The sequence below is a fragment of the Nostoc sp. genome (assembly GCF_036917395.1).
Classification (GTDB): Bacteria; Cyanobacteriota; Cyanobacteriia; order Cyanobacteriales; family Nostocaceae; genus Nostoc.
On sequence record NZ_JBALDI010000079.1, the window covers coordinates 52,349 to 66,261 of the forward strand.

Annotated in this window: 13 protein-coding genes and 1 pseudogene; 7 read left to right on the top strand and 7 right to left on the bottom strand. The window is 40.1% G+C overall.

Annotated elements, in window-relative coordinates; genetic code table 11:
- Nucleotides 1-252 precede the first annotated feature (252 nt).
- Nucleotides 253-981: a YdcF family protein gene (locus V7K46_RS27580; protein WP_335118903.1), complete on the top strand. Its 729-nt coding sequence runs from the start codon at nucleotides 253-255 to the stop codon at nucleotides 979-981.
- 32 nt (nucleotides 982-1,013) lie between these two features.
- Here the strand turns inward: V7K46_RS27580 and V7K46_RS27585 are convergent, their stop codons facing one another.
- Nucleotides 1,014-2,216, bottom strand: a complete 1,203-nt coding sequence (locus V7K46_RS27585) for a 3-dehydroquinate synthase (RefSeq protein ID WP_335118905.1) — start codon at nucleotides 2,214-2,216, stop codon at nucleotides 1,014-1,016.
- A 472-nt stretch (nucleotides 2,217-2,688) separates the two neighbouring features.
- Here V7K46_RS27585 and V7K46_RS27590 point away from each other — a divergent pair, with 472 nt between their 5' ends.
- The 5 genes from V7K46_RS27590 (at nucleotide 2,689) to V7K46_RS27610 (ending at nucleotide 8,595) form a co-directional block, all read left to right on the top strand.
- Nucleotides 2,689-3,570, top strand: coding sequence for an EboA family metabolite traffic protein (locus tag V7K46_RS27590; protein ID WP_335118907.1), 882 nt, complete (start codon nucleotides 2,689-2,691; stop codon nucleotides 3,568-3,570).
- Nucleotides 3,571-3,652: 82 nt separating this feature from the next.
- Nucleotides 3,653-4,561 (top strand): TatD family hydrolase, encoded by a 909-nt coding sequence (locus V7K46_RS27595; protein ID WP_335118910.1) that lies wholly within the window; start codon nucleotides 3,653-3,655, stop codon nucleotides 4,559-4,561.
- 127 nt (nucleotides 4,562-4,688) lie between these two features.
- Nucleotides 4,689-5,621, top strand: a complete 933-nt coding sequence (gene eboC / locus V7K46_RS27600) for a UbiA-like protein EboC (protein WP_335118912.1) — start codon at nucleotides 4,689-4,691, stop codon at nucleotides 5,619-5,621.
- A gap of 355 nt (nucleotides 5,622-5,976) precedes the next feature.
- Complete coding sequence (eboE, locus tag V7K46_RS27605; protein WP_335118914.1) at nucleotides 5,977-7,203, top strand: metabolite traffic protein EboE; 1,227 nt, start codon at nucleotides 5,977-5,979, stop codon at nucleotides 7,201-7,203.
- A gap of 15 nt (nucleotides 7,204-7,218) precedes the next feature.
- Entirely contained in the window at nucleotides 7,219-8,595 is a 1,377-nt protein-coding gene (locus tag V7K46_RS27610; protein WP_335118916.1) for an alkaline phosphatase family protein, read from the top strand.
- 220 nt (nucleotides 8,596-8,815) lie between these two features.
- On the opposite strand, the gene V7K46_RS27615 is transcribed toward V7K46_RS27610, so the two are convergent.
- From V7K46_RS27615 to V7K46_RS27630, 4 genes and pseudogenes are all read right to left on the bottom strand, one after another.
- Nucleotides 8,816-9,805, bottom strand: a complete 990-nt coding sequence (locus V7K46_RS27615) for an extracellular catalytic domain type 1 short-chain-length polyhydroxyalkanoate depolymerase (protein ID WP_335118918.1) — start codon at nucleotides 9,803-9,805, stop codon at nucleotides 8,816-8,818.
- 316 nt (nucleotides 9,806-10,121) lie between these two features.
- Nucleotides 10,122-10,799 (bottom strand): hypothetical protein, encoded by a 678-nt coding sequence (locus V7K46_RS27620; protein ID WP_335118920.1) that lies wholly within the window; start codon nucleotides 10,797-10,799, stop codon nucleotides 10,122-10,124.
- Nucleotides 10,800-10,941: 142 nt separating this feature from the next.
- A complete protein-coding gene (locus V7K46_RS27625; protein WP_335118922.1) occupies nucleotides 10,942-11,388 on the bottom strand; it encodes a hypothetical protein in 447 nt (148 codons plus the stop codon).
- A gap of 211 nt (nucleotides 11,389-11,599) precedes the next feature.
- Nucleotides 11,600-11,860 (bottom strand): annotated as a pseudogene (locus V7K46_RS27630) (TRCF domain-containing protein); the annotation flags it as partial.
- Between the two features lie 179 nt (nucleotides 11,861-12,039).
- On the opposite strand from V7K46_RS27630, the gene V7K46_RS27635 reads away from it, so the two are divergent.
- The gene (locus V7K46_RS27635) at nucleotides 12,040-12,510 is read left to right on the top strand and encodes a DUF29 domain-containing protein (RefSeq protein WP_335118924.1); all 471 of its coding nucleotides are present in this window, start codon (nucleotides 12,040-12,042) and stop codon (nucleotides 12,508-12,510) included.
- A 110-nt stretch (nucleotides 12,511-12,620) separates the two neighbouring features.
- Here the strand turns inward: V7K46_RS27635 and V7K46_RS27640 are convergent, their stop codons facing one another.
- Together V7K46_RS27640 and V7K46_RS27645 are read right to left on the bottom strand one after the other, a co-directional pair.
- Nucleotides 12,621-12,779 (bottom strand): hypothetical protein, encoded by a 159-nt coding sequence (locus V7K46_RS27640; protein WP_335118926.1) that lies wholly within the window; start codon nucleotides 12,777-12,779, stop codon nucleotides 12,621-12,623.
- Nucleotides 12,780-12,881: 102 nt separating this feature from the next.
- Nucleotides 12,882-13,877, bottom strand: coding sequence for a hypothetical protein (locus tag V7K46_RS27645; RefSeq protein WP_335118929.1), 996 nt, complete (start codon nucleotides 13,875-13,877; stop codon nucleotides 12,882-12,884).
- Nucleotides 13,878-13,913 lie beyond the last annotated feature (36 nt).

Sequence of the window (13,913 nt, forward strand, 5' to 3'; positions counted from 1 at the left end):
ATTTTAAGTTTTTATACCCCAAACTAAGCTATGCTTCCTTAATCATTTTTATCGTTGAATGATGCCGAAAATACTGCATTATTAACAACCATTTCTCGGTTTGTTAGCCTTCTCCGGAAGGCTCTTCTGACCATGTGACACTTTGATTAGCGTCATGTTTACACTTATTCATTACTTTTACAAGATAGCACTTTGTTCACTCAATTGCAGGACTGTTAGACAGTCATTAAATCAGCTTTTATTACCTAAATCATGAAACGCAAATTTACCATCAAATCGTTAATTTCTATTAAAAAAAATTTTGCTAATCTGTGGCAATTATTACAAAAGCTAACTGGCGGATTGTCCGTTGTCCTGGGTGCTTGGCTGATTTTTACTACTATAACCTTAGTTTTTGCTTCTTCGCAGCCAGTAGATGCCTTCTTGGTGCTTGGTGGCAGTGTTCATCGAGAAACTTATGTTGCCCAACAAGCAAAACAATACCCGCAAACCCCAATTTTAATTTCTCATGGTTCCCCAGACCCCTGTATATGGTTAATTTTTCAGGACGAATTAGCAAGCTTACAAAACGTCTGGTTAGAAAAGTGTGCGAATTCTACCTTTGAAAATTTTTATTATGGTATACCGATTCTGCGGCGTTGGGGAGTGCATAAAGTCATGTTGATTACCTCGCCAAGTCACTTACCCAGAGCTAAATGGATGGCACAGATTCTTTTGGGCGCTCATGGTATTTGGGTAGAGACAGATATTGTTCAGGAGTTGGGTGTTCCTGGTAATCGTGAATCTTGGCCCAAAACTGGATTAGATGTAACACGTAGCTTATTTTGGGCGATTTTAAGTCAAATTATTCAACCGCAATGCTCGAATGTGACAAAGCTTACCCAAGTAGATATGCAAGCTTGGAAGAATCGAGGTTTTCATTGTGAACACCAAGTAGCGTGGGTTGAGGAGATAACAACAGATGAGAGTTCCAAACTATAGACCCCCATCACATCCAGGAGAAATAAGGAGAATTAATGCAAAAGTTCCCAATCTTGCAGTATCAAAATAGCATCTCTATACAAAGACAAATCCACCTGATGAACTTCTATTCCCTGTCCGATTCCTTGTAGAAGGGTGAGTGTCAATTTTCCTCCCAAGTGTTCACGGAACTCGGTAAGCCCCCTAAATAGACAATGCGGATGATCTAGCTGATCTAATTGCTCTGTCAGCGCTGATACGTACAAGATAAAGCCTAATTTCTTTAATGTACTTATAACCCTTTGCCACTCAGATTGTAAGAGTTGCCCTGTTAAATATGAATAGGTCGTATCTAAAGCAATGCCGATCGCTACAGCTTCACCGTGACGTAGGCTGTAATTAGTTAAATGCTCCAGTTTGTGAGCAGCCCAGTGTCCAAAATCCAAAGGACGCGATGAACCCATTTCAAAGGGGTCGCCGCTACCAGCAATATGCTCTAAGTGCAATTGGGAACAGCGATAAATCAATGTTTCCATTATGTCCATGTCTCGATTAGCCAATTTCTCGGCATTAGTCATAATGAAATCGAAGAAATCTGCATCTTTAATCAACGCTACTTTCACTGCTTCTGCAATACCTGATCGCCAATCTCGATCGTCAAGGCTAGTAATAAAATCAAAGTCATTCAAGACAGCATAAGGTGGCATGAATGTACCCAAAAAGTTTTTCTTGCCAAAGGCATTAATTCCGTTCTTTACCCCTACACCCGAATCGTTTTGCCCTAATACTGTTGTCGGTACTCGTAACAGCCGAATTCCTCGGTGAGCTGTTGTTGCTGCGTATCCTACCATATCTAGGACGGCTCCACCTCCAATTGCTAAGACGTAGGAGTGACGGCACAATCCAGTTGCGTTGATAATTTGATGAATTTGCTCTATAAATCTAGAATCGTTCTTGACTGCTTCTCCACCCGGAACTACTATCGGCTCACCGCTCAATGTTAGTACATTTTCATAATACTGGGCATAGACTGATAATTTTTTGAGCAACCCATCCTGATACTGTAAAAATCCTGCATCTACCACTGCTAGCACTTGTTTCGGGGTTGTCTCCCCATCTGCGGCAATCACTTGTGCCAGTAAAGGATTATCTAGCTGAAACAAACTTCTAGTGAAGTGAACATCATAATTGAAGGTCACGCGGACACATTGGTTAATTGGTTGCAGATTAAGAACATTTTTTTGTTGAATAGCCATTTGAATATTATTATTTAACTATTTGTAAATGAATGCACTAATGCAATTATAATTAACAGTAAAATAAACCCAATAAATCCATTGATAACTTTAACTTTGAAATAATTTGCTAGACCAATTGAGCTACTAAATCAATCATAATTTTGAAGTTTATTCACTTTAATATAGAAAGTTCAAAACAATATTATTTCATAATTTTATTGATATCTAGTCTTTATATATGAGATTGGCAATAAATATCATGATTACATAAGATTCTAATTTTTTCCGTAAGATAATTTTATAATTTATCTAATCAAAATGATATCTTTACAGTATCTTATTTAAAATCGGGAGATTTTTATAGTTTCAGTGAAGTTATGATCTCAGTAGTATATTATCTAGCTACCTCAATCACAAAATATCAACTTTAGTGCTAGATTTTATACTTGGTTGTCACAAAAAAGTTGGGCAACTTCTCCTGAAATTCATCATGAATAAAGTAAACAAGTTACTCCATCACTGGCTGTTAAAATCTGTTTCAGAGAAAGCTTTTGCTTGGCTGGAACAGAAGCAGGCACAAATTGCTAGCGGCGCTGCTGAGAGAGTGTTTTTCACGGCATTTAGTGCTGTACCGCGTTATTTAGGCAAACAGGATTTGCAGCTAACATTCCAGGACTTGGAAGCAGCAAAGGATGTGGTTCCTGGTTGGTATCCTGGTCATTGGAGTGTAGATCAAGCAGGTCGCACACTCTTGCTTTTAGCGTTGCCCCACGATGATGCCCAGGGGTATGTGCGATCGCTCGATCAAGTCTTCTCCACTGCCGATATGGGGGAGTTAGTTGTCCTTTATCAAAGTTTGCCACTGTTACCATATCCAGAGTTACATCGCCATCGTACTGCTGAGGGAATTCGCAGCAATATGAGTAATGTATTCCAAGCGATAGCACTACGTAACCCTTATCCAGCGGATTATTTAGATAATGCTGCTTGGAATCAGATGGTGCTGAAGGCTGTGTTTGTCGGCAGTCCGTTGCATCTAATTTGGGGTCTGGATCGGCGTGCTAACCCAGAATTGGCGAGGATGTTGGCAAACTATGCCCATGAACGTTGGGCAGCTAAACGCTCAGTTACGCCAGAACTTTGGCGATCGGTAGGGCGGTTTGCGGATAGCGCAATCATCACAGATTTGGAAAAAGTACTGGCTAATGGGGATATAGAGGAACAACAAGCTGCAGCATTAGCTTGCGCCCAATCGCCTTTACCCCAAGCAGAAGCATTACTTTCCCGTTATCCAGATTTACAGTCATCCATTCAACAAGGTAATCTGACTTGGAGTAGTTTTAGCCGCGATGCCTGCGGCGAGCTGCGCTAAGCCTCTTTGTTTACAAATAAAAGGGACTGAGTTTTCCAAGTACCTAATCCCTAATAAAATTTATCGCTCATTAAACCACACTATGATGTTTATCGATCCTCACATTCACATGTGTTCCCGTACTACTTACGATTACTTAGTAATGCGGGAATATGGCATTGTCGCTGTCATTGAACCAGCCTTTTGGTTAGGACAACCCCGAACCAACGCTGGCACATTTAAAGACTATTTCAGTAGTCTTGTGGGCTGGGAACGGTTCCGTGCTAGTCAGTTTGGCATCCAACACTATTGCACAATTGGTCTAAATCCGAAAGAAGCTAACAATGAAGCGTTAGCAGCAGAAGTTATAGAACTGCTACCACTTTATGCTTGTAAAGAGGGAGTTGTTGCCATTGGCGAAATTGGCTACGACGACATGACAGAAGCAGAGGATAAATACTTTTGTCAACAGTTAGCATTAGCAAAAGAACTTGATATGTTAGTACTAATTCATACCCCTCACCGCAATAAAAAAGCAGGTGCTAGTCGGAGTATGGATCGCTGCATTGAATATGGCTTAGATCCCTCACAAGTAGTTATTGATCACAACAACGAGGAAACCGTAGAGGAAGTATTAGGACGGGGTTTTTGGGCAGCTTTCACGATTTACCCACAGACGAAGATGGGTAACGCCAGGATGGTAGAAGTTGTCCGCAAGTATGGATCTAATCACATCATTGTAGATAGTAGCGCTGATTGGGGTATTAGCGATCCTTTAGCAGTCCCAAAAACTGCTCAACTGATGTTAGATCGGGGCATTCCTGAAGAACATGTGCGAACAGTTTGTTATGAAAACGCCCTAGCTGCTTACAGTCAAACTGGGCAGATGAAAGCATCAGACTGGCTGAATCCCCAATCTGTTGATCAGCGTGAGTTGTTCAGTGGTAATTCTGTATTGCGGGGACAGGAACCAGGAATCAAATCAGTTTCAAATTATGTGTTGATTGAGTAGAAAATTGGGGAGAGACTCGATTAATCGCATCTGTACTGGGGAGTGGGGAAGAGGAATTGCATAAATATCTGATTCATCTATAATATGCGGTTTGTTTTGATAAATTACTCGGCAATGAGGCAGACGAATGAATGTTGCAAGCTTAAATTTTCAAGGCTGGAGGGGTTATCTGGAATTGATGCGTCCTGCTAATATTGTTACTGCTTGGGCGGATATTCTTCTTGGTTTTGCTGCTTCTGGCTCTGGAATAATTTTTACTAAATTAATCAATGGCGAAGCAACTTTTGCCATACTAATTCCATTAACTTGGTTGTTATTAGCTACAACTGGTTTATACGGCGGTGGGGTAGTTTTTAATGATGTTTTCGATGCTGAATTAGATGCAAAAGAGCGACCAAATAGAGCAATTCCTAGTGGTCGCGTATCTCGCCAAAATGCTACTTTATTGGGGAGTATACTGTTTGCAATTGGAATTATAGCTGCTTTTCAAGTATCCTGGTTAAGTGCTGCGATCGCTATATTTATCACTCTTTCATGCCTCCTGTATGACGCACTCGCCAAACATCATCCTTTTTTTGGCCCACTTAATATGGGTTTGTGCCGTGGTAGTAACTTATTGTTAGGCGTAAGTGCTGTACCCGCAATCATAGGAGAACGTTGGTATTTAACGCTGATTCCTATTCTTTATATTGCTGCTATCACCGCAATTAGTCAGGGTGAAGTTCACGGAGGTAAGAAGATTACGGGAGTACTCGCGCTACTGCTAATTGCAATAGTTTTGACAGCAGTTTTAGCTTTAGGATTATTAAGAGAGTATACAGCGATCGCAGCACTACCATTTGCTGTTCTATTAGCTATCCGAGTGTTGCCTAATTTTATCAAAGCTGCGCGTCAACCACTAGCTGAAAACATCCGAAATGCTGTAAAAATAGGCGTGTTATCTCTAATTGTCTTAGATGCAACCGTTGCATCTGGTTTTGCTGGTTTGTATTACGGTTTATTAGTTCTAATCTTGCTGCCAATTTCGATGAAATTAGCACAACTATTTGCCGTAACTTAAATTTGAATGTACGTACCCAGTAATACCATAAATCGGCTGTATGGGCGCATAGATGTGCATTAGTGTCAACTTAAGGTGAAAGCCTCTCATGAACTTGCTTTTAGAGATTGTCTCGTTCCCAGTCTCTGACTGGGAATGCCTAGTAAGAGGCTCCGCCTCAAGACTAGCGGCAGAACCGCAATGAAAGAGCATTTCCAGCCAGAGGCTGAAAACGACATTTTAAAGGGGTTGTAGCTTAAGTTGACACCAATGATAGATGTGCGCCCATACTCATGAATATGTAGTAGGGATTTTGTGAAATTGTATAAATCCAAGAAAACAGATTATTAGCATATATAGGGTATAAAGCTAGAAAATGAAAATTACAAAAGACAGCAACTTTCATTTAACTTATTGCAGCAATATTCATCCTGGTGAAAGTTGGCTAGAGGTTTTCGCCAATTTAGAAAAATATGTTCTCAATCTCAAGTCACGTTTATCACCTACAGAACCTTTTGGGATTGGTTTGAGGTTAGCAGATATTGCTACCAAAGAACTTTTAGAAAGTAATAATTTAGCTCAATTCCAAGCTTGGCTGACTCAACACAATTTATATGTTTTCACCTTAAATGGATTTCCTTATGGCGGATTCCATCGACAGGTGGTAAAAGACCAAGTTTATGCACCAGATTGGTCTACACAAGAAAGGGTAAATTATACATTAAAGTTGACACAAATTTTAGCTACTCTGTTACCAGAAGGACTGGATGGTGGAATTTCTACACTGCCATTATCCTATAAACCTTGGTCGGGAGAAGACCAAGCAACTTTTGAAACAGTTATGAAAAAGAGTTGTTTTAATATAGCATCAGTTGTCGCAGAAATGATTCACATTTGCGAAAAAACAGGAAAGATACTCCATATTGATTTAGAACCTGAGCCTGATGGATTAATTGAAAATACCTCAGAAGTAATTGATTTCTATCACAATTGGTTATTGCCAATTGGTGGGAATTACTTATCAAAAAAGTTAAATATTGAGCAGAGTTTAGCAGAGACTAAATTGCTAGAACATGTTCGGGTTTGCTATGACACCTGCCATTTTTCAGTTGAATATGAGCAGCCTCAATCTGTATTTGGACGTTTGCAATCAGCAGGTATTAAGATTGGCAAAATTCAAATCAGCGCCGCAATTAAAGTAAAAATACCTGCTGAGGTTGAGAAACGTAGTTTGATAGTTGAGCGTTTACGTCCTTTTGCTGAATCTACTTATCTTCACCAGGTAATAGAACGTCGCAGTGACGATACACTGTCTCACTATCCTGACTTAATAACTGCATTACCAAACTTAGAAAAATCTCTAGCTGAAGAATGGCGTACTCACTTCCATGTGCCAATTTTTATTCATGATTATCAAATTTTGCAGTCTACGCAAGATGATATTGCTACTGTTTTGCATCTACTTCAAACAAACAATGCTTGTCAACATTTAGAAATTGAGACTTATACCTGGGATGTATTGCCATCAGAAATGAAGATAGATTTGCTGACTTCTATTCAGCGGGAATATGAGTGGGTATTAAAAGAATTTGCCGCCAATTAAGAGGAGATTGATTTTATGCAGAAAACGGTTGTTCTAAATGTCGTGGGATTAACGCCCAGTTTACTAGGAGAAAACACGCCGTTTTTATCTTCTTGGGCTGATAAAGGGCAGGTAGTTCCGATCGCAACAGTGTTACCTGCTGTGACTTGTTCGGTTCAGGCTACTTATTTAACAGGAAAATTGCCTGATGAGCATGGAATTGTCGCTAATGGCTGGTACTTCCGTGATGAATGTGAAGTTAAATTTTGGCGACAATCTAATAAACTAGTGCAGGCTCCCAAAGTTTGGGAAATAGCTAAATCAATAGATCCAAACTTCAGTTGTGCCAACCTTTTTTGGTGGTACAATATGTATTCCTCAGTCGATTATGCCATTACGCCGCGCCCAATGTATCCCGCAGATGGCAGAAAATTACCTGATATTTATACCCATCCTAGTGATGTGCGATCGCAAATTCAATCTGATTTAGGTAACTTCCCTCTGTTCGATTTTTGGGGGCCAAAAACTTCTATTAGTTCTAGCCAATGGATTGCCAATTCCGCAAAATGGATTGAGGAACGCTACAGCCCCACTTTATCACTAGTTTATCTGCCACATTTAGATTACTGTTTGCAACGATTTGGTAACAATAAAACACAGATCCAAGCTGATTTGCGAGAAATTGATGCTGTTTGTGGCGATTTAATTAAATATTATCAAGCACGAAATATTCAGGTAATTATTCTTTCTGAGTATGGCATCACGCCAGTCTCCAAAGCAGTGGATATCAACCGCGTATTAAGGGAAAACGGTTTAATAGCTGTGCGGGAGGAATTGGGGCGAGAACTGCTCGATTTTGGTGCTAGCATTGCCTTTGCTGTTGCTGATCACCAAATTGCTCATGTATATGTGAATGATCCGGCATACATCCCAAAAGTGCGATCGCTTTTAGAAGCAACTGAAGGTGTGGCGCAGGTATTGGATGAAGAGGGTAAGCAAGCCTACCACCTTGCTCATCCTAGATCGGGAGAGTTGGTGGCGATCGCTGCGCCTGACGCTTGGTTTACCTATTATTATTGGCTCGATGATGCCAAAGCGCCCGATTTTGCTAGAACTGTAGATATCCACCGCAAACCTGGTTACGATCCTGTAGAACTTTTCCTCGATCCGCAGATGAAATTGCCTCAAGTAAAAGTTGCTCTCAAGTTAGTTAAGAAACAACTAGGTTTTCGCTACTTAATGGATGTGATTCCTTTGGATGCTTCCCTAGTACGTGGCTCTCACGGTCACATTACCACTTCTTTAGCTGAAGGGCCTCTATTTATCACCCATCAAACTCACTTAGTTAATGAAAATCGAATTGAGCCTACAGATGTTTGCTCGTTGATTCTCAAACATTTAAATCAGGAGTAAAAAGGGCGGTTAGAAACTGCGTCTACACGAAACGTTAACCACGCAAGTAGGTTCCACACAAGGGGCTTAAGCCCCTTGTTCTCACTAAAAGCCTGCTTGCTGCTGCTGATTTGAGTGCTGTACGTTTAGGTTGGACTCCAGACCGCGACGCGATCAAGGCGAGCGATGGCGTACCTGCCCGCCAACTTTTAGAGGAAGTTTGAAGATTGGGTTTTCCTGTCTACGAGATGCTTTTGCTTGGAACTGGAGGTAGAGTATGACGCTCAAAGAAATTCCAAATCATCTGAGTTGAGTCCAAACCCAGGTTTTTATTGAACTTGTTAATATTTTTATCATTAGAAGTACCACCGTACCAAAGATGTCCCCCATTAACTACAGCTAATCCTAAAACCTCTGAACCAGCACTACAACCGGAGTAGGAATAGGTTTTAACTTTATCGCTACTGCGAGCATTGTCAAGGGCAAATGCTACATCGTTTGCAGCATACGTGGGACATTGGTTATGATCGCGCCAAAAATTTACTACTTTCGGAATGGAAACGAGCGCTCCTTTTTGAGTTTTTTCGTCGCCCTGATAATGTACAGATTGGTCGTTTGTGCCGTTAATCATCAACATTGACACAGGAAGAAGGGGTTGGCATGTTTGTTCAAGTCGCATTGGCAGAGAACCAGCAACCGAAGCAAAAGCAGCTATCTGATCAGATAGTTGACAAGTCAAAGCCTGAGTTAATATTCCACCTTTAGAAAAGCCAGTAGCGTAGATTCTACGCTTATCAATATTCCTAACTTGCTGTAGGTGATTAATTAAATTCTTCACAAAAGAGATATCATCAATCTTCCTTTTACCCTTCTTTCTCAGGCTCCATGTATGGTCAATTCCATCAGGATAAACTACAATAAACCCTTTTTGTTCTGCTAATTCATTAAACCCTGAGACATTACTAATTGAACGCCCGCTACCATCGTCCCCATGAAATACTAAAACTAATGGCATAGGACGACTAGAAGAATAAGACTTAGGTGTATAAATATAGTAAGTACGCACAGAACCTTGCTCAGTTAATTCGCCATCACTAGCACCAAAAATAACTTTGGATTGCCGAGCAGTTATTTGCTGTGCTTGAATTGATTCGCAAGCTGTTACTAAACCAATTAACGTAAAAAAAATAAATACTCGCTTCAATAACTGAAAACTTAGATGAATATTCACGGTAAATAAAATTTGGTAAAAGTATAAGTATTTTGTTTTTCATGCTGTTATGAATAACAAAATACATCTATTCACTTACTGTTTACCTCATACAAATGGTTGAATAATCGCTCAATTACAACTAGTAAAACTCTAACTACAGATAGTAAAACTCTAACTACAGATATAATCTAGTACTCATGGGGGGTTGGGGTGGGTGCGACGCTCTCCCATTTTCCTCTTTCCGAGACGCTCAACGCGAAAGCTTTGATCATGAGCGTAGCTTGCCGCATTTCTCTACTTTTCCTCTCTTGATTGAGGGGCGATCGCATCTATTTCACGAATAAATGCTTATACTTTGTCTCGTTCTTTGGGAAAACTCCTCACTTAAGAGCAAACTTACAGCCATGACAAATTCAGATGCACTACCAGCAAGTGTACCTACTGCTAAGGAGGGCAAAGCATTACCAACAAGGGAAACCAATGTTCCCAAAAATAACCACGGCCATTTCAGTCGGAACCAAATACCAATGCCAATTAGTAGAACAAATAGATTAACTACAATCGTGATAATTGGCGGGCCGCTCAAGTTGGCAACATGATAGCGCAGGATTCCCGCAAACTCTATTGAAACTAGTTCCAGCCCTATATAGTGGGTGGCAACATCTATCGCTGTAAGTCCTAATGCAATTAGCCAAGATAAAACCCGCACTACTCTATTAGCCCAACTAGCTCCGGCGCGGTGAGCAAGTTCAACACCAATCACAATGAATAGCGGTACAACCAAATAATGTAATAGAAAGCGTAGCATACTGAGAGTTTTCAAAAGCTCTCCTTCACCAATCAGACTTCCTATTGAAAGAATAAGATTGTCATAGCTAATGCTCACTAGCACTATAGGTAATACAATCATTGCGAGGCTAGTTGATTGCTGCCACAAACGAATTGCCCAGCTTATTAATACCCATTCGAGCAAGGCAAGACTGAAATGTGTTACAGGATAAATTATTGACATAAGTAATGTATTCACATAGCAAAATGTATTCCAAGCACAAATACTGACTGCATAAGCCGATAAGGCTAATTTGTGCCTGGAATAAAAGTTAGAGCGACTTATTCACTAAACTTGTGGTTGTAATTCCGGTTAAAACTGGTGTCTAAAAATCATCCGATAAAACCACTTTTAACTTGGTGTTAAGTTTTGGTGCAAAACCACTTCCTTCAGCTACATAAGTAATCGCTCCTCCAGCTTCTAAAACAGCAGGGCCACCACAGGCTTTAATTAAATCAACACCGTTCTTCACCTTAATATCTTGACAACCAAATTCAAGTCCATTTGGTCCAGTAATTTTAATCTTATTAATTGTTCCAGTTTCACCAGCTGGTAAAAAAAGTTTAGCAGAGCGAATAACTGTTTTTTCTGGCAAAGGAGTTGTTGTGTCGATACTGAACTTTCCTTCAGTAATTGGCGCTTTTTCCGTGATAATTAAGGTAGCAAGGGTGCTTGGCGCTGCGATCGCCTCTGTAGAGAAACAGAAAACCAGAAATGATAGAGCAAATGCTAAAATCTTGGTCAAGCGCATGGACTTTTTGAGTGAATTCATAATCATTTTTTGTTGAACCTGTAATTTTTAATGCCAGCTAGAGGAAAGAAAGATTGCTTCCATCGCTGTACTTAAAAGCTACGATATCAACTAAAAAATGTATCTAATAGTACCCTTGAGGGTACTATTATAGAAACTTGAGCAAAACTGATCAAACAATAGCTGCCTCTGGAATCGCACCCTGCATTCTCCCGAAAGCATCAATCAAATTCTACAATTATTGATCTGCTTTAAAAACTCCTAACCCACGCACTGTAACTTTACCAGGAGAATACACAAAGCGCGTCTTGAAATTCTCTGGTAAATTAGCCGCCAATAAACTCCAAGCGGATTCTTCCATCGGTGTTTCTAAAACGATGTGCTGTTTGTTTTCTGGTTTAATCTGGCTAAATCCAAGTTTTTTCGCTAGCTGTTTGAGTTCTATGACTCGCAAAAATTGATTCGCCGACACTGGTAAATTACCATAGCGATCGCCTATAGATAATACTCACACAATCGCGATCGCTCCAACTGAAATCTTAGATCCCGCTTGTGCAAACACTTTTGTCCTCTTATTGCTCACCTCGATTTGAGACAGTTCTACAATAAAGGCAAAGACGTTGAGGTTGAACTAACCTAATGCGTGTACCTGAAACAAACCCAAAGATACCAATGCCTTCACCAAGCCTCTACGAAACTGATTTTTACGCTTGGACACAGGAACAAGCAACTTTACTTCGTAATGAGCAGTGGAGTCAGATTGATTTACAAAATCTGATTGAGGAGATTCAATCTTTGGGTAAACAGCAACGTCAAGAACTGCGAAACCGTCTGAGTGTGTTGATTGGACATTTACTAAAATGGCACTACCAGTCAGAGCGTCGTAGCCGTAGCTGGTTAGCAACACTTCGGATTCAACGCTTAGATATTGCTGAACTGCTTGAAGACAATCCTAGCCTAAAACCCTACCTTGAAGAAGCACTTCGCAAAGCCTACCTTAAAAGTGTCGAATTGGCTATTGGAGAAACAGATTTGCCCAAGCGGACTTTTCCGGTAGAGTGTCCTTACAGTTTAGTAGAGATTGTGGACGATGATTTTTACCCAGGTGAACCAAGCAAGTTAATAGATGAATCAGAGCAGTAATTTGAAATTAAAGTAAATCTTCTTCAGATAGCTGGGCTATTTTCATCAAGGCTTTCAAGGTTCCAACTTTCAAATCTTGATTGCAGTGAACAGGAATTGATAGGATTTTTCTACTTCAGGGTTTTCATAAATATGATGACTGTTCCAGCGATCTTCTCCCACCAAGGTATTGTCGGGAAAGAAACAACCTTTAATTTACTTTTGAGGCGTGCAACTTCTGCCTCTATAATCGCTACTCGTTCTTCTAATTTTCCCGATATTGTTGACATAATTTACTTGTATTCGAGATATTTCACAACTATTGCTATGATCGCATCTTGTTCATTAGCAAGCAATGCTTCAGTTTACTTAGCTTGTTATCAAAGCATACTTTACTCTGATAGCAGTGATGTATATGCGTCAGTGCCAAATTGCTCATCACGCCATGCAATAACAACTGCTTGCAGCATATCTATTACAATCCTCTCCATGTTTGGTATGTCTTGCTTTGGATCGCGAGCAATCGAAGTAAAGGTCTCAACTGAATGAGTAAGTGGATTTCTGACGTGCTTCCACAAATCCTTCACTACATTCAATACATCACTTTTTTCATCCCAACCTGATTGTGCTATCTGAGCAATACGATTTCGTAATTTGAGTCCCTGGAGATGCTCAGTCGCATCTTTTTTTGCTAAATGCTCTGCCAAAGAAGCCAACCTCAAAAATCTTGCCTCTTGATTTTGAATTTCTCGACTTTCTCGAAATGCGAATAATCCTTGAAAAATTCGTTTAAGCAAAGGATCAAGGTTATCAAGAGTATTGCAGGCAGCAGAACAAAGCTCTTTGAATACAGGGTCGTTATATATTTTTCGCACATCTGTAAGCGTTACCCGCATTGGTTTTTGAACAAATTGATAAGGCGAAACTTGTCTAGCAATAAATTTTGCATGTTGACCATCATCACCAATCCACACACCAGAAATCCCATTTCCAACAGCCCCGACACGCCCGATACTTGTGTTATTTCCAGGTTTGAAGAGGAATAATCTAATTACATCGATAATTCTTTCCCCCTGCTCCAGTAATTGCTGTAAAAATTTTTCGTTGTTGTTTAGACTTCCGATTGAAGCTAAATCTTGAGCGTTAAAATTTGCTTCAAAAGCAATGCAAGTAAAATCCTTAAGTCTCTTAGTTTCCAGACTATCCATAGCCTCTAGAGTCAAATTATCCATTGCTGAAATAGGGCTAAATAAAGCGTAATCTTTGAATTTAATCACGCCAAGATATTCATATGGCTGACGATACACTTCATGTAGTCCTGTGGGGCTAGGTGTGTAATCTGGCTGACAGCCATATAAAGCAGCTGAGTAAACAACAAAATCGCACATTAGGTGTAAACCTTCGACTGTAGTAAGAACGTAATA